The sequence below is a fragment of the Streptomyces sp. NPDC058145 genome (assembly GCF_042884245.1).
Taxonomy (GTDB): domain Bacteria; phylum Actinomycetota; class Actinomycetes; order Streptomycetales; family Streptomycetaceae; genus Streptomyces.
Genome location: NZ_JBHVUH010000005.1, coordinates 279,645 through 295,269, shown reverse-complemented (window position 1 = coordinate 295,269; position 15,625 = coordinate 279,645). Strand labels below are relative to the sequence as shown.

Sequence of the window (15,625 nt, the reverse complement as noted above, 5' to 3'; positions counted from 1 at the left end):
TTGTTCAAGTTTCAAGGAGATGCCTCGTACAGTGGGACACATGAACACGGCAACGGACTCCGCCGGCCGGCACCGCTGGCTCACCGACGAGGAGCAGCGCGTCTGGCGCGCCTATCTGCACGCCACCACCCTGCTCGAGGACCACCTCGACCGGCAGCTCCAGCGCGACGCGGGCATGCCGCACATCTACTACGGCCTCCTCGTCGGCCTGGCCGAGGCACCGCGCCGCCGGCTGCGGATGACCGAGCTGGCGATGAGGTCCAAGATCACGCGCTCCCGGCTGTCCCACGCGATCGCCCGGCTGGAGAAGAGCGGCTGGGTCCGCCGCGAGGACTGCCCCTCCGACAAGCGCGGCCAGTTCGCCGTGCTCACCGACGAGGGCGCCGAGGTGCTGGGCCGCACCGCGCCGGGCCATGTGGCCGCCGTACGCCAGGCACTGTTCGAGCGGCTGACCCCGCAACAGCAGAAGGCCCTCGGCGAGATCATGGAGATCGTCGCCGAGGGCCTCCAGCCCGACGAAGCGGGTGCGGACCTTCCCTGGCTCCGCTAGATCACCGCGCGGGGCGCCCGGTGGGTCACCGTACGGCCGGTCAGTGGGCCACCACCGGCACCGGCACCTCGTCCTCGACGCCCTCGCCGGAGGCGACCGGGGTGGAGCCCGGGCGGCCGGCGTTGACGAAGGTGAAGGCGATCAGCGCGGCGAGGGCCAGGATGCCGACGGCGAACCCGATCGCCGTGCTGTAGCCGTGCACCATGCCCTGCAGGCCCACCAGCTGCTGCTGCGGCTTGGTGGCCGCACCGGCGATGTGGTCCTTGATGTACGAGGTCTTCGCGGACGCGGCGATGGTGTTCAGCAGAGCGGTGCCGATCGCGCCACCCACCTGCTGCGAGGTGTTGACCATCGCGGAGGCGACACCCGCGTCCCGGGGCTCGACGCCCGAGGTGGCCAGGGACATGGCCGGCATGAACGCCGTACCCATGCCGAGACCGAGCAGCACCATCGCGGGCAGCAGCAGCGTCGCGTACGACGAGCCGATCTCCATCTGCGTCAGCAGCAGCATGCCGAACCCGGCGACGAGGAAGCCGGGGCCCATCAGCAGCCGGGCCGGGACGCGGGTCATCAGCCGGGTGCCGATCTGGGTGGAGCCGGTGATCATGCCCGCGACCATCGGCAGGAACGCGAAACCGGTCTTGACCGGCGAGTAGCCCTTCACGACCTGCAGGTAGTAGGTCAGGAAGAGGAACAGGCCGAACATGCCGATGATCGCGAGGCCGAGGGAGAGGTAGATGCCACCGCGGTTGCGGTCGGTGACCACACGCAGGGGCAGCAGCGGGGCCTTGACCCGGGACTCGACCAGCACGAAGGTGGCGAGCAGTACCGCGGACGCGACGAACATCGCGACGGTCACGGTGTCGCCCCAGCCGTCGGACTCGGCGCGGGTGAAGCCGTAGACGAGCGCGAACAGGCCGAGGCTGGAGAGGATCACGCCGGGGATGTCGAGCGGGGAGCGGTTGCGGCCGCCCTCCGGCTCACGGATGACGAACCAGGCGCCGAGCGCGGCGACGATGGCGAACGGGACGTTCACGAAGAAGGTCCAGCGCCAGTCCAGGTACTCGGTGAGGAAGCCGCCGAGGATCAGGCCGACGGCGCCGCCGCCACCGGCGATCGCACCGTAGATGCCGAACGCCTTGGCGCGCTCCTTGGCGTCGGTGAACATCACGGCGAGCAGGGAGAGCGCGGCCGGGGCGAGCAGGGCGCCGAAGACACCCTGCAGGGCGCGGGCGCCGAACATCATCGTGCCGGTGGTGGCGGCACCGCCGAGCGCGGAGGCGGCGGCGAAGCCGCCCAGGCCCAGCACGAAGGCGCGCTTGCGGCCCCACAGGTCGGCGACGCGGCCGCCGAAGAGCAGCAGGCCGCCGAAGGCGAGGGCGTAGGCGGTGACGACCCACTGCCGGTTGCCGTCGGATATGCCGAGGTCGGTCTGGGCGGAGGGCAGGGCGATGTTCACGATGGTGGCGTCGAGGACGACCATCAGCTGGGCGAGCGCGATGAAGACGAGCGCTTTCCAGCGGTTGGCGTCACCGCTCGGTGCGGTGGCGCCGGGAGCCTTGAGGGCTGTTTCGGACATGGAGGTACCCACTTCGGGACTTCGTGACGGCAAAAGACGTAGGTATCGGGCGGCGCGTCGACAGCGACGGCGACGGCCGGAAGCTCGGTTTCCGGCGTGGTGCGGCCGGCAGCGCCGTGAGCGCTCTGGGTGCTGTGGTCGGGACCGGTACGGGGCCCCGAACTCATCGGTCGGGCTGATCGGTCGGGCTGATCGGTCGGGCTGATCGGTCAGGCTTTGCGGAGGTCCTCCATGGTCACGGCCGTGCCCGGCAGGACGGAGCGGCCCGGAGCCCGCAGACCGTCCAGGAACAGCTGAAGATGACGGTGTGCGAAGCGGTCGACGCTGCAGCAGTCCGTGCCGGCCGGCGGCCGGCTGAGCTGGGCGACGGCGACCATCAGGTCACCGACACCCACGTCGGTGCGGAGCAGCCCGGCCTCCTTGGCCCGGTCCATGAGGTCCTCGACGATGCGCTCGACGCGCTCCCGGGCGGCCTCGAGGTCGGGGTGGTGCTGGTCGAACGTGCTGGTGACCATCGGGCACAGGGCGCTGATCCGCTCGTCCGCGGCGGCGTGCACGAAGCGCTCCAGCGCCTCGAACGCGTCGCCGCTCTCGGACAGCGCCTGTTCGGCGACCCGTACGGTCCGGTCGAGGACCGAGCAGACGACCTCGCGGACGAGGGCGTCGCGGTCCGGGAAGTTGCGGTACACCGTGGCATTGCCGACACCGGCCCGGCGGGCGATCTCGTCGAACGGCACATCGGGGCCGTGTTCGACGAACATCTCCCGGGCGGCGGTGACGATCCGCTCCCGGTTGCGCAGGGCGTCGGCGCGGGGCCGGGACACCTTGCGCGGTGCGGGGAGGGAGGTCTGCACGGCGTACTCCTGGTCTGGGTGACTCTGGCGATCCGGGGAAATGGTCCCCGTTTCGCGCGGACACAGGTCTAAACGGGGAACGCGTCCCCGGTTATTTCCCCCTCGCCTAAAACTTCCCCGTGACCTGGCTCACACCTCCCGCTACCGGGATTCCCACGATCGGCTGCTCCAGCGCGCGCCCTCCGGCCCGTCGACACAGGGTGATCACAACGGTGCAGTCGTCAGACCTGCGGCTGCCGCGGAGCGGGAGGTCCATGCATGCAGCCGCCGTCGCCCCGCCCCCGCATACGCCCGCGCCGGGCGGCCGCCCTGGCCTCGGTGACCGTCCTGACCTTCGCGGTCAGCACCTCGGCCGGGACCGGGCAGCTGACGGCGTCCACCACCGCCGGGCCGACCGGCCTGGTCCGCTCCTCCGCTCTCTCCCCCTGCATGATCCGCGGCGGCATGGACGTGCAGATGACGGAGGGCGTCCCCACCCCGGTCGGCTACTCCCGCTCCACCGGTACGGTCCGCGCCCTGACCCTGATGATCGACTTCTCCGACGCCCCCGGGCGGGGCAGCGCGCTCGACCGCTTCCACGAGTTCTTCCCGCAGACCCAGGAATGGTTCCGCACGGCGTCGTACGGCCGGCTCGACTACCGCCCCGAGACCCCGATATCCGGCTGGCTGCGGATGCCGAAACCGTTCAAGGCGTACGGCATAGAGCGCGGCGCGCCCTTCGACCCCGGCTACCGCCAGCTCGTGCAGGACATGGTGGCCGCCGCCGACCCCGACGTGGACTTCCGCTCGTACGACCTGCTGAACGTGCTGGTCACCCCCAACGCCGGCCCCTCCGCCCTGGACACGGTGCTGTCCGTGACCTTCGCCGGCAACTCCGACGCCCCGGTCGCCGACGGCGTCGTCGTCGGCAACGCGTCCTTCGTCTACTCCCGCCAGGACGACGGCTCCGGCTCCTACGGCCGCACCGGCTACCGGGTACTCCCGCACGAGAACGGCCACACCTTCGGGCTGCCCGACCTCTACACCCAGGAGGGCGGCTCGGCGGTGGGGCACTGGGACATCATGAGCGAGGACTGGGGGGTCAACAACGACCTCCTCGGCTGGCACAAGTGGAAACTGGGCTGGCTGGACGGCACCCAGGTCGGCTGCGCGGCCCGCCCCGGCCGCACCGACTACACCCTGACGCCGCTGTACCGGCCGGGCGGCGGGAAGCTGGTCCTGATACCGATAGACCGGCGCAGCGCCTACGCCCTTGAGCTGCGCGCGCCGGGGGGCAACGACGAGGCGGTGTGCGAGCCGGGCATCCTCATCTACAAGGTCGACGCCACCGTGGACACCGGGCGCGGACCGATCACGGTCTACGACGCCCACCGCAACAGCGGCGGCTGCACCCGCAGCCCCAACGTCCAGACGGAACTCTCCGACGCCCCGTTCACCACCGGCGAGTCCTTCAAGGACCCGGGCCATGGGATCACGGTCGAGGTGAAGGCGACGGGGAACGACGGGGAGTTCAAGGTGCGGGTCACTCGGCGGTAGCGGGGGCGGGGCGGGGAGCGGTGGGGGGCACTGGGCGGTAGCGGGAGGGGAGCGGCGCGGGGCACTCGGCGACAACTGGGGCGGGAGCGGTGCGGGGCACTGCGCGCGGCAGCGGAGGGCGAGAAGCGGCGCGGGGCACTCGGCGACAGCAGGCGGCGGGAAGCGGCCGCGTCACGGCGTTGGCCGGGCGCCGCGCCGGGCGGTCTACCGTAGGCGTTCCCGCACGCCGCCGTACCGGACCGGAGAACCGAGCCGATGCTCCCGAGAACCGCCCTGGACCAGGATGCCGTGCCCGGCCTGCCGGCCGAGGCGGTCGCGCCGCTGATGCGCGGGATCGCCGTGCTGCGGCAACTGACCGAGGCGGGCGGGACGCTCAGCCCCAGCGCGCTGGAACGGGCCACCGGACTGGCCCGGTCCACGGTGGACCGGATCACCGCCACCCTGGCCCGCATGGGATACGTCCGCCCCGACGGCCGGGACGTCGTCCTCACCCCTCGTGTGATGGAGCTGGGCAACGCCTACCTGGCCGCGCTGCGCCTGCCCGCCCTGCTCGACGCCCGCGCGGACGCCCTCGCCGACGAACTGGACGAGTCGGTGTCCCTCGCGGTCGCCGATCTCGACGGCGTCCGCTTCATCCACCAGGCCACCCGCCGCCGCGCGATGTCCGTGAGCTTCCGCATCGGCGACCTGCTCCCGGCCGAACGCACCGCACCGGGAGCGCTGTTCGCGGCCGAGTGGGGCCAGGCGGAGTGGGCGCGCTGGCACACCCGGCTGTCCGGCGACCCGGCGAACGCGTCCTTCCCCGCCGTGCCCCCTCAACCCGTCTCCTCCTCCCAGGACTTGACGGACTTCGAGACGAGGGTGGCACAGGCCCGCCGGAACGGCTGGGCGCTGGACGACCAGTTGATCGAGCCGGGCCTGGTCGCGGTGTCCGTGCCGGTGCGGGAGCAGGCGACCGGCCGGGTGGCGTGCGTGGCGAGCGTGGTCAGCCACACCAGCCGGCACACAGCGGCCGCCCTGCGCAGCACCCTGCTGCCCCGCCTGCGCAAGGCGGTGGCGGCCATGGAGGCCGACCTGCGCCAGACGCCCCCGCCGGAGCCAGGCCGGGCGCCCTCGGGCCTGGCGGCCTGGACGACGGCGTCCAAGCACGAGCTGGGCCGCGAGTTCATCGAGTCCCTGGCCCGAGGCCTGACCGTGCTGACCGTGTTCGGCGAGGGCCGCTCGGCGCTGCCGCTGACCGAGGTGGCCCGGGCGACCGGCCTGGCCCGGGCCACGGCCCGGCGGGCGCTGATCACCTACGAGCACCTGGGCCTGGTGACCACCGGACCCGACCCCCGCACCTTCACCCTCACCCCGCGCGTCCTGGACCTGGGCTTCCCGCCGCTGTCCCGCACCACACTCCCCCGCCTCGCCGCGCCCCACCTCAGGGCCCTCGCCGACCAGCTCCACGAGCCGACGGCACTGGCGGTCCTGGCACCCGGCACGGGGACGGAGATCCAGTACGCGGCCGGCGCGGGCGCGAGCCGGGTACTGACCGTGGACATCGCGGTCGGCGCACGCCTCCCGGCCGCCGGAACCTCCCTGGGCCGCGTCCTGCTCGCCGACGCCGAAGGCCCCCTGCCCCCCGCCCTCGCCGAGATCCGCGCCCAGGGCTACGCCCTCGCCGACGAGGAACTGGAGTCGGGGCTGCGCTCCATCGCCGTACCGGTACGCGACCGGACCGGCCGGGCGGTCGCCGCGGTGAACGTGGCCACACACGCGGCCCGCCGCACCCTCCGGGACTGCGTGACGGACCTGCTCCCCGCCCTCCGCTCCACCGCCGACCACATCCAGACAGACCTCCACACCGCCTCCCGCTTCACCCACGTCCCCCCGTCCTGATCCACCACCCCACCCTGATCCGGTACCCTGTGGACCGAGTACAGCGCCTTCGTAGCTCAGGGGATAGAGCACCGCTCTCCTAAAGCGGGTGTCGCAGGTTCGAATCCTGCCGGGGGCACCAGCCGAAAGGCCCCGGACCGATCATGGTCCGGGGCCTTTGACATCCACATCTGACATCAACGCGGGTGGTCTCTGACGACCAGGGCGCCTCCGCAGAAGCCGGTCCATGTGGCTCATGGCCTCGCGCTGGGTGTCCTGCACGACGTGCGTACAGACATACATGGTGATGCTGATCTGGAGTGCCCGAGAAAGCGAGCGCATGGCCGAGGTCTTCGCGATCCCGGCTCCTGGAGGCCTTGGACGGCCGGGACCGCCGTCGGGTTCCAGTTCAGGAGCAGCAGCCTGAGCCGTCCGTGATGGGCTGTCCGCTGTGGAGGTCGTCGTCGTGGCCTGCGGTGATCCGTGCCCATTGCGCGGTCGGCCGTCCGTCCTTGCGGAACTGCTGACCGAGGGTTTCGTACGGCTGCGGCCAGCCTGGCGGGGAGTCCTCCCAGGTTTCCTGCCGTCCGTGGACGGTCATGTCGAGGATGCCGTAGGAGGGCGCCATGGGTTCGACGCCGCGGCCGGTGGTCCAGTACGTCTCGTAGACGCGTTCTCCGTCGCGGAGGTAGCTCGCTTTCATTCCGAAGTGGCGGCCGGCGAGGAGCGGTTCGCGTGACTCGGCGGGTACGGAGTACCAGGGCATGTCCCAGCCCATGAAGCGGCGGTAGCGTTCGGACTCGTCGAACGGGCCCTGGCAGAAGACGGCGAAGGTGACGTCACGCTGGTGCAGATAGGACAGTTCGCGGACCTGGCCGGTGAAGAAGGTGCAACCCTCACACTGGTCGGCTGCGGGGCGGCCGTCGTGCCACATGTGATACGAGACGAACAGTTGGGTGCGGCCGTCGAAGACGTCGATCAGGGGGACCTCTCCGTTGCCTCCGACGAGCGGAGTTGATGGGTCCACCTCGGTCATGGGCAGCCGTCGCCGCGCGGCGGCGATCGCATCGCTCTCCCGGGTGTGCGCCTTCTCCCGGGCGCGCAGGGTGTCGACGGCGGTCAGCCACTCCCGGCGGGAGGCGACCGGTGGTTTGTTCACAGCAGTCATGCCCGTACTGACCCGACCGCAGACAAGAACTCATCGGTGGAGCCCGAGGCAGGCCCTGCTGACCACGACCTCGCCGGAGTACACGGTCCTGACGATGGAGAGGGCCCGTTGGCCGTGCGCAACGTCGGCTTGGCCTGCGGTCTGACTCCGGCCGCCGATAATCCCGATACAGACATAGCCGAGGGCGACGATGCCGGCTGCTACGGAGCCGATGAGCACCACCCATATCTGATCCATGCAGAGGGACCTGCCGTACGAGTCCGGCGGTGGAACAGCGATCTCCTAAGAACGGGACCGCGAGGTGACCACGCGCAGCACCGCCCACTAGGGCCTGTCTGACGGGTCGCGTCACCGACCACGCACCCGACGGCAATGTCATCCGAACGGCCCAACATGACGTGTCGCCCACATGGATGAACAATTGGCTGAGTAGTGTCCCAACCGAGGCAATCCGTGAAAGGCGAACCAAATGCGCATTCGACGAATCCTCGCCGCCGTCATCGCCACGGCAGCCCTCGCCGGACTCGGCCTCACAGGCGCCGCCACTGCCACCGCCGCCAGCCTCACCCCGGGTGAGTGCGAGCAGGGCGGCGGAACCGTCAATTGGGCGACCAACACCTGCAGTGGCGGTATGTTCGACGGGCAGATGGTCGACTGAACCCCACTAGGCGCCCCGCAGCCACGCGCTGCGGGGCGCTACGACTCCAGCTCGATGGAAGGCATCCGAACGCGTCGCCCGCCAATTTCTCGCGTCTCGGGACCTGCCTCCCTGGAGGCCTGGCCCTTGTGAGCTTGCGCTTCGCGGTGTGCCCCGGGGCGTCGTGCAGGTGGTCCGGTCCTCCGCGATGTTGGTCGCGCTGGGTGTGGTGACTGATGTGCAGGTGGACAATCAGCCAAGTTGGCGTGAACGCAGTACGCTCCCGCTATCCATCGTGGTGCCTGCGGCGGGGGCTCGGCCGGCAGGCCTGATTTTCCTGGGGACTACATGCGCTCAATCGCCATAGGTGCCGCTCTGTCCGGCGCCCTGGCACTCGCCGTCGCAAGCGCTCCAACGGCTCAGGCCGACGAGTCGTGGGGCGGCGACACAACGATCACCAGCGTCACGGTCAACGGTGGCAAGCCCATCGTGGTCGGCATCTCCAACACGGTCACCTTCTCGGCTTCGGTGACCGCCACCGATCCGGACGGCATCGAAACGGCCCGCGTGTTCGTGTGGCACGGCGGCCCCAAGGAAGAAGACACGGACATGACGGTGCCGTTCGGCCGTCCGACGTGCACAGCCGTCGACGCCGCGACGAAGACCTGCGTCGTCCCCTTCACCCTCAACCCCCGCGACCTGCAGAAGAACTCTTGGGCCGGGCAGTGGAAGGTCGGCGTCGACGCCTTCGACAAGGGCAACGGCGGCATCTCCCTGGATGCCTACAAGTACACGAACATCCAGCGCTACTCGAAGCTCAGCGTCAACGCTTCGCCGGAGCCGGTCGCCAAGGGCAAGACCATCACCGTCACCGGCAAACTGACCCGCGCCAACTGGGAGACCCACGACTACCGTGGCTACACCAATCAGCCGGTCAAGCTGCAGTTCCGCAAAGCGGGAACAGACACCTACACGACGGTCAAAACCGTGTACACCAACAGCACCGGCAACCTGAAGACCACCGCGACAGCTGCCGGCGACGGCTACTGGCGCTACTACTTCTCCGGCACCAGCACGACCGCGACGGTCAAGACCGCCGGGGACTACGTAGACGTACGGTAGACAGAGGTATCACGCACAGCATCAAGCCCCCACCAACGGGTTCTCCGTCGGGTGGGGGCTTGATGCTGTGCTGGGGCCGTCTCGGGGCCGTCAGCTGCTTGGCCGGGGCGTCACCCAGCTGCCATACGGCAGCGTCCGGCAATGGCACCGGCGCACAGGTTGGACCGCAGCCTGCGTCGCGCTGAGCCCGGCCGGATGCGCCCACACCGCTCGCGCGACCTCGCCGGCCCACAACTGGTGGCGTACGGAAGCCGTTCACTCGCGTGATCCGGCAATGGTCGAACGGTGGGAGATTCGCCGCCGACCTCAATCGCACTACTTGACATTGCATAGTACTAGCAACACTCTAGATGCTGTGACCTCTAGCCATGACCCGCAGCTACTCAAAGGTGTCCTCTCGCTGCTGCTGCTGCACCTGCTGGCCGAACGGGAGTCGTACGGATACGAGGTGGCCCAGCGCCTGCAGGCTGTCGGCTTCACCGACGTCCTCGAGGGCACGGTGTATCCGGCGCTGGCCCGGCTCGAGCGAGAGGGGCGGCTGGCCACCCGGCTCGTCGCCTCCTCCAGCGGTCCCGCACGCAAGTACTACCGGCTGACCGATGCCGGGCGCGATGCCCTGGCGGCTGGTGCCGCCGCCTGGGCCCGGCACGTCCACAGTGTCGACTCCGTCCTGTCCCGTCCCCTGCCCACCGCGCCGCAGAAGGGCTCCTGACATGCTGCACACCGTCACCTGGCTCGACCGGCTCCGCATCGAGCGCCTCGTCTGGTCGCTCGACCAACGCCTGTACGACCTCCCCTCCGGGAGCCGGGTCGCCCGGCGCCGCGAGGTCCGCGCTAACCTGCTGGAGGCCGCCGTTGAGGTCGGCGCCACGGAGGCGGTACGCCGTCTCGGTGACAGTCGCGAACTCGCGGAGGAGTATCTGACCGCCGAACTCGGCGAGGGGCCACGGCACTCCTGGATCGCCGCCGCCCTTTTCCTCCTCACCACGCCGCTGTTGCTCAACTTCTTCCTGGGCGAGGCGGAGAACGCCTACCAGCAGGCGATCGCGGCCACGGGCGCGCACACCGATGGCACATTCACCTGGAGCGGCGTCGTCTGGCTGCAGAGCTCCGTCACCTTCGTGTTCCACCAGGGCCATGCCAGCCGCACCGGTGGCGCGTGGACGCCGCTGGTCTACGTGCTGCTGATCGTCGGCACCGTCGTCTGCGGCCGTCTCTGGCGGGCACTGCCGCACCGCCGGAACCGTCAGGCCGGCTGAAGGCATCGGACGACGGCGCCTTCTGCGGCGTTACATCACCACCAGCGCGAGGACTGAAGGCACGCTGCCGACGGCTTCGTACGCATCCGCTTCCGGTATCGGCGCGGCGCCGGAACGTCAGGCGACGCGGGTCAGGGGTGGACACTCCCAGGTCGCGTCGATCACCTCCGGGCGGGGCCGGTACATGCGCAGGGCCACGAACCAGGTGCCTTCCTTCGCGGTGGGCAGCCAGTTGGCTTCCCCGCCCTGGTCGGGCGGCTCACTCTGCAGGTGGATGGTCAGTCCGCCGTCCGCGTCCCACCGCAGGCCGGCGCTGCGGTCGCCCACCGAGTGGCGATCGGCCGGGTTGGAGATCAGATTCATGTCCTCCCCGTAGGCGGTCAGCGACCAGAAGGCTTCGACCGGCGGTGTGGCGCCGCTGGGGAAGTGCAGTTCGTACCGGCCCTCGGAGTCCAGCTTGTCGCCGTCCTCGTCCTCGAAGTTGAGCAAGTAGACCGCTTCCGCGGGGTCGTTGGCGGCGACGCCCAACAGCGACTGGTCGGCGGCGCGTTTGAGGAAGTCGTCGCCGAATCGTCCCATGTGCGGGGGAGGGTAGCGCCAGCCGTTGACGAGGTGGGCCCAGTCGCCGCTGAGAATCTGCTGCCTGAGCAGGGGCACGCCGACGGCGGCGGCCCGGATCAGGCTTCGTCTGACCGCGTCGGGCTGGGCCTCGACGTCGAGGCCGGGGCCTATGCCGATCTGGGCGAACTGCTGCAGAAGGACGTGGTGATGTGCCGGTGGGGGATTCTCGGCCAGCATCGCGTTCAGGGTCTTCCACGGCCCCAGGGGGTCCTCCTCCGCCGGGATCGGCGTCAGGACGTCACGGCTCTCGGGAACCTTCGCGTCCGGCTTGCCGAACAGGCTGAGCGGAGTGAGCCGGTACCGCTCCTGGAGTTCCCGGACGCGGGGCACGTCGTCCGGGCCGCTGACCAGGGTGCGGCCGAGGACGAGGACCCAGGGGCTGGGTGCCTTCTTCAGGCGCCGCACCCCGGTAGGAAGCTTTCCCTTCCAACCCGGGCCGACGAGGGCGAAGTCGCCCGCGTCGGAGCCGGTGGTGCGCTGGCCGACGCAGTCGAAGTTGTCGGACGTGATGCCCACCAGTTCGAAGGTAAAGTACCGATCGGCCATGGCTGGATGGGAGAGGATGACCGGCTCGCTCCGGAGGTCCACCCAGGCCGCCGAGTACAGGGTGTCGTTGTTGGGACATCCACCGTCGCGGTAGGTCGCGTCCAGCAACCGCTCGGCATGCCAGAAATGGTTGACGGGCGCGTACGGAACCGTCGCGGGGCTGCGCGGCTGCGTCACCCAGTCGTGCCTCAACCGGGCGTTGTAGATGTACGGAAAGCCGTAGACGAACGCCTGCTCACCGAGCGTGTAGGCGTACTCGCCACGCCAGTCGCCCATGTGGCCGGTCAGTATCGGCTTCACCGCCTGACCCAACACGGGCACGATGTCCGGCAGATGACGCGCGCGATCGATCACGGACTTCGGGTGCAGGGCCGCGTGCCCGGCGGCCCGTGCCACCGTGACGGCCGCACCGGCCACGTCCTCGGGAATCCGCCGCCAGGCGGGGCTGTGTGATGGTGCGGACATATCGGCATCACTTCGCTCAACAGCGTCGAGGGCAAGGTCTCCGGCCCCCCGGCCGCGTGCCCCCTCCTCCCCAGCGACCATCCTCCCCCGCGTCGCCGGTCGACGCAGCCGGAGGAGTCCCGGCCGCCTCAGCTTCGAGATGCGGTCACCAACACCTGCTGGATACGCTCGCTGAGTGGCCGGGTGATGAAGGCCGAAGGCCGCGGCGTGGCAGCCGCCCCACCCCCGCCCGCGGAAGCGAGGACGTCCGCAGTCCAAGCCTCTGCAGTGCTCACGCCTCCATGGGAGGAAGGTTGCGATGAGGTTCACCCGCATGCGTAAAGCAAAGGCCGGCGCGGCAGCGCTGGTCGCCCTGCCGCTCGCGCTCGGAATTCCCGCGTCGCAGAGTCACGCACGGGACGCGTCTCCCAGCCCGTCGGGGACGTTCGGTTCCGGCTGTTCGGCGCTCTCGCAGAAGGTCGACACGGCCAAGGACAAGGTCGTGAACGCCGCGTCCGCGTATCCGCAGCTCAGCCAGCTCGTCTCGGCCGCGGTCAGGGCGAAGTTGACCGACACCCTGAACGGCAAGCCCGACGTCACCATCTTCGCCCCCAACGACCAGGCCTTCAAGAACGTCACCGCGTCGCAGCTCGCCTCGCTCCTCAGCAATGAGGGGCAGCTCAAGAAGGTGCTGACCTACCACGTCGTGGACAAGCAGATCACCCCGAACGAACTCGCCAACGGCTCCTTCACCACGGTGGAAGGCGGCAAGCTGACCACGTCGGGCTCCGGCACCGACTTCAAGGTCAACGGCAAGGCGAACATCGTCTGCGGCAACATCAAGGCCGCGAACGCCACCATCTACGTCATCGACCAGGTTCTCCAGCCTCCGTCCTGACGCTGTCCGCATGCGCGAAGGGCCGCCCGTCCGGTGGAGGGGCGGGCCTTCGCGCGTGCGGACACCGGCTGTCCGGCCCTGCCTCAGGGCCGGACAGCCCCTGCCGGCGGTGGCCGGTGGCGCGGTGTGATGGATCGGGGCCGACCCGATGGTCGCCGCGCCGGACGGACCGAGGTACGCCATGAATCACCACCCCACCCGCACTGGACGGCCGCACCGCCTGGCCGCGGTGGTCGCCTCGCCACGGATCGAACCCGTTCTCCTGGCCGTCACCGCGGCGGCCCTGACCGCCGGCGGCCTCGCCTGGCTGGCCGGTGCGGCCGGCCTCGCCGACCTCTTCTGGGGGCTCGGGACCCTGTCGGCCGTCGTGCCCGCGGTGGGATGGGTGCTCGCCTCCCTGCGGCACGGACGTGCGGGCGTGGACCTCATCGCCGTCCTCGCGCTCGGTGGCACCCTGGCCGTCCACGAGTACCTGGCCGGCGCCCTGATCGCGCTGATGCTCGCCACCGGCCGCACCCTGGAGGCCGCGGCCCAGCGGCGCGCCTCCCACGACCTGCGTGCCCTGCTGGAGCACGCACCGCGCTCCGCCCGTCGGCGCACCGACGCCGGTGTGGTCCCGGTGCCGCCGGCCGAGATCGCCGTCGGTGACCTCCTCGTCGTCGGTCCGGGCGAGGTGGTCCCGGTCGACGGCCGTCTGGAGGACGTCACCGCCGTATTCGACGAGTCCGTCCTCACCGGCGAGTCACTCCAGGTCGAGCGCGCGCGGGGCGAGAAGGTGCGCAGCGGCGTGGTCAACGCGGGAGGCGCCTTCGAGCTGCGGGCCACCGCCACCGAGCAGGACAGCACCTACGCCGGGATCGTGCGCCTGGCCCAGCAGGCCGGGGCCGAGTCCGCGCCCGTCGTCCGGCTGGCCGACCGCTACGCGGCCTGGTTCCTGCCCCTCTCCCTGCTGGTGGCGGGACTGGCCTGGCTGGTCAGCGGATCCGCCGTGCGTGCCGTCGCGGTCCTGGTGGTCGCCACCCCCTGCCCGCTGCTGCTGGCCGCCCCGGTCGCCGTGGTCTCCGGCCTCTCCCGCGCCTCCCGCCTCGGCGTCGTCGTGCGCGACGGCGGCGCGCTGGAGAACCTCGGCCGCGCCCGCACCCTCCTGCTCGACAAGACCGGCACCCTCACCCGCGGCCGTCCCCGCGTCCTCGACGTCACCGCCGCCTCCGACTCCAGGCCCACCGAAGTCCTTCGTCTGGCGGCCTCCGTCGACCAGTACTCGCCTCACGTCCTCGCCCAGGCCATCGTCGACACGGCCCGGGAACGCAAGCTGGGGCTGTCGGTTCCCGCCGACGTCACCGAGGAGCCCGGCCGGGGCGCGACCGGCACCGTCGACGGGCACCGGGTGTCCATCGGCCGGCTCAGCCCGGCGGACACACGGCCGTCCTGGGCGGAGGCGGTGGACAACCGTGCCCTCCTCGACGGCGCCGCCGTCGCCTGGCTCACCGTCGACGGGCAGCCGGCCGGTGCGCTGCTCCTGCGCGACCCCCTGCGCCCCGACGCGCCCAGGACCCTGCGCCATCTGCGGGCAGCGGGCATCGAACGGCTGCTGATGCTCACCGGCGACCGCGCCGCACCCGCCCACGAGGCCGCCGCCGTCCTGGGCCTGGACGACGTACGCGCCGAACTCGGCCCGGCCGACAAGGTCGCCGTCGTACGCGCCGAACGCGAGCGCGCCGTCACCGTGATGGTCGGGGACGGCATCAACGACGCCCCCGCCCTCGCCGCCGCCGACATCGGCGTCGCCATGGGCGCCCGTGGCTCCACGGCCTCCTCCGAAGCCGCCGACATCGTCCTGACCACGGATCGCGTCGACCGCCTCGCCGACGCCGTCGGCATCGCCCAGCGCGCCCGGCGCATCGCCGTCCAGAGCGCCCTCGGCGGCATGCTGATGTCACTGGCCGCCATGGCCGCGGCCGCCGCCGGCCTGCTCCCGCCCGCCGCCGGTGCCCTGCTGCAGGAGGTCATCGACGTCGCCGTCATCCTCAACGCCCTGCGCGCCCTGCGTGTCGACCAGGCCGCGCGACCGCCCCTGACGCCCGCCGCCGAAACCCTCATCCACCGCTTCGCCGCCGAGCACGACGACCTCCAGGACGTCCTCGAATCCGTCCGCGGCGCGGCCGACCGCCTCTCCGCCGATCCCGGCCCCGAGGCCCTGGGGGCCGTCGAGGAGACCCACCGGCTGCTCACCGAACGGCTGCTCCCGCACGAGTACGCCGAGGAACACCAGCTCTACCCCGCCCTCGCCCCCACGCTCGGCGGGCCCGAGGCCACCGCCACCATGAGCCGCGCCCACACGGAGATCGAGCGCCTCTCCCGCCGCATCGCCACCCATCTGCAACTCGCCCACGCCGACGGCGGCCTGGCCCCCGGGCAACTCGACGACCTGCGCTCCTGCCTCTACGGCCTCAACACCGTGCTGCGCCTGCACTTCACCCAGGAAGAGGAGAACTACTTCTCCCTGGCCCCGTGACCGGTGACCGTACGGCCGGATCCGGAGCGGCACAGG

13 protein-coding genes and 1 tRNA gene are annotated in these 15,625 nt (G+C 70.9%); 10 read left to right on the top strand and 4 right to left on the bottom strand.

The annotated features are described in order from the left end of the window. Positions 1-40 precede the first annotated feature (40 nt). The gene (locus tag ACFVVO_RS13795; RefSeq protein WP_390054590.1) at positions 41-550 is read left to right on the top strand and encodes a MarR family winged helix-turn-helix transcriptional regulator; all 510 of its coding nucleotides are present in this window, start codon (positions 41-43) and stop codon (positions 548-550) included. A 40-nt stretch (positions 551-590) separates the two neighbouring features. Here the strand turns inward: ACFVVO_RS13795 and ACFVVO_RS13790 are convergent, their stop codons facing one another. Both ACFVVO_RS13790 and ACFVVO_RS13785 read right to left on the bottom strand, forming a co-directional pair. Continuing rightward, complete coding sequence (locus ACFVVO_RS13790; protein WP_390054588.1) at positions 591-2,129, bottom strand: MFS transporter; 1,539 nt, start codon at positions 2,127-2,129, stop codon at positions 591-593. A 209-nt stretch (positions 2,130-2,338) separates the two neighbouring features. Beyond that, positions 2,339-2,983 carry a TetR/AcrR family transcriptional regulator gene (locus ACFVVO_RS13785; protein ID WP_390054587.1) on the bottom strand — a complete coding sequence of 215 codons (645 nt, stop codon included), beginning with the start codon at positions 2,981-2,983 and terminating at the stop codon, positions 2,339-2,341. Between the two features lie 258 nt (positions 2,984-3,241). Between ACFVVO_RS13785 and ACFVVO_RS13780 the strand changes: the two genes are divergently transcribed. From ACFVVO_RS13780 to ACFVVO_RS13770, 3 genes are all read left to right on the top strand, one after another. Beyond that, positions 3,242-4,519, top strand: a complete 1,278-nt coding sequence (locus ACFVVO_RS13780; protein WP_390054586.1) for a M6 family metalloprotease domain-containing protein — start codon at positions 3,242-3,244, stop codon at positions 4,517-4,519. Positions 4,520-4,774: 255 nt separating this feature from the next. Continuing rightward, positions 4,775-6,400 (top strand): IclR family transcriptional regulator C-terminal domain-containing protein, encoded by a 1,626-nt coding sequence (locus tag ACFVVO_RS13775; protein ID WP_390054584.1) that lies wholly within the window; start codon positions 4,775-4,777, stop codon positions 6,398-6,400. A gap of 45 nt (positions 6,401-6,445) precedes the next feature. Then, positions 6,446-6,521: transfer RNA gene (locus ACFVVO_RS13770), tRNA-Arg, on the top strand. 267 nt (positions 6,522-6,788) lie between these two features. Here ACFVVO_RS13770 and ACFVVO_RS13765 read toward each other — a convergent pair. Continuing rightward, on the bottom strand, positions 6,789-7,547 hold the full coding sequence (locus ACFVVO_RS13765) for a DUF899 family protein (protein WP_390054582.1): 759 nt from the start codon (positions 7,545-7,547) through the stop codon (positions 6,789-6,791). Between the two features lie 469 nt (positions 7,548-8,016). Here ACFVVO_RS13765 and ACFVVO_RS13760 point away from each other — a divergent pair, with 469 nt between their 5' ends. The 4 genes from ACFVVO_RS13760 (at position 8,017) to ACFVVO_RS13745 (ending at position 10,565) form a co-directional block, all read left to right on the top strand. Next, complete coding sequence (locus tag ACFVVO_RS13760; RefSeq protein ID WP_199209125.1) at positions 8,017-8,205, top strand: hypothetical protein; 189 nt, start codon at positions 8,017-8,019, stop codon at positions 8,203-8,205. 327 nt (positions 8,206-8,532) lie between these two features. Beyond that, on the top strand, positions 8,533-9,306 hold the full coding sequence (locus tag ACFVVO_RS13755; RefSeq protein WP_390054580.1) for a calcium-binding protein: 774 nt from the start codon (positions 8,533-8,535) through the stop codon (positions 9,304-9,306). Between the two features lie 355 nt (positions 9,307-9,661). Then, entirely contained in the window at positions 9,662-10,018 is a 357-nt protein-coding gene (locus tag ACFVVO_RS13750; protein ID WP_390054579.1) for a PadR family transcriptional regulator, read from the top strand. 1 nt (position 10,019) lies between these two features. Continuing rightward, entirely contained in the window at positions 10,020-10,565 is a 546-nt protein-coding gene (locus ACFVVO_RS13745; RefSeq protein WP_390054577.1) for a hypothetical protein, read from the top strand. A 117-nt stretch (positions 10,566-10,682) separates the two neighbouring features. Here ACFVVO_RS13745 and ACFVVO_RS13740 read toward each other — a convergent pair whose 3' ends face one another. Continuing rightward, positions 10,683-12,197: a DUF1254 domain-containing protein gene (locus ACFVVO_RS13740; protein ID WP_390054575.1), complete on the bottom strand. Its 1,515-nt coding sequence runs from the start codon at positions 12,195-12,197 to the stop codon at positions 10,683-10,685. Positions 12,198-12,510: 313 nt separating this feature from the next. Here ACFVVO_RS13740 and ACFVVO_RS13735 point away from each other — a divergent pair, with 313 nt between their 5' ends. Beyond that, entirely contained in the window at positions 12,511-13,074 is a 564-nt protein-coding gene (locus ACFVVO_RS13735; protein WP_390054574.1) for a fasciclin domain-containing protein, read from the top strand. A gap of 181 nt (positions 13,075-13,255) precedes the next feature. Beyond that, a complete protein-coding gene (locus ACFVVO_RS13730) occupies positions 13,256-15,589 on the top strand; it encodes a heavy metal translocating P-type ATPase (protein WP_390054572.1) in 2,334 nt (777 codons plus the stop codon). Positions 15,590-15,625: the final 36 nt, after the last annotated feature.

Bases quoted from the DNA above. Each gene is read 5' to 3' on its own strand.
- ACFVVO_RS13780 (WP_390054586.1), top strand. From the start codon at position 3,242: ATGCAGCCGCCGTCGCCCCGCCCCCGCATACGCCCGCGCCGGGCGGCC.
- ACFVVO_RS13765 (WP_390054582.1), bottom strand. From the start codon at position 7,547: ATGACTGCTGTGAACAAACCACCGGTCGCCTCCCGCCGGGAGTGGCTG.
- ACFVVO_RS13790 (WP_390054588.1), bottom strand. From the start codon at position 2,129: ATGTCCGAAACAGCCCTCAAGGCTCCCGGCGCCACCGCACCGAGCGGT.
- ACFVVO_RS13745 (WP_390054577.1), top strand. From the start codon at position 10,020: ATGCTGCACACCGTCACCTGGCTCGACCGGCTCCGCATCGAGCGCCTC.
- ACFVVO_RS13730 (WP_390054572.1), top strand. From the start codon at position 13,256: ATGAATCACCACCCCACCCGCACTGGACGGCCGCACCGCCTGGCCGCG.
- ACFVVO_RS13795 (WP_390054590.1), top strand. From the start codon at position 41: ATGAACACGGCAACGGACTCCGCCGGCCGGCACCGCTGGCTCACCGAC.
- ACFVVO_RS13755 (WP_390054580.1), top strand. From the start codon at position 8,533: ATGCGCTCAATCGCCATAGGTGCCGCTCTGTCCGGCGCCCTGGCACTC.
- ACFVVO_RS13735 (WP_390054574.1), top strand. From the start codon at position 12,511: ATGCGTAAAGCAAAGGCCGGCGCGGCAGCGCTGGTCGCCCTGCCGCTC.
- ACFVVO_RS13775 (WP_390054584.1), top strand. From the start codon at position 4,775: ATGCTCCCGAGAACCGCCCTGGACCAGGATGCCGTGCCCGGCCTGCCG.
- ACFVVO_RS13760 (WP_199209125.1), top strand. From the start codon at position 8,017: ATGCGCATTCGACGAATCCTCGCCGCCGTCATCGCCACGGCAGCCCTC.
- ACFVVO_RS13740 (WP_390054575.1), bottom strand. From the start codon at position 12,197: ATGTCCGCACCATCACACAGCCCCGCCTGGCGGCGGATTCCCGAGGAC.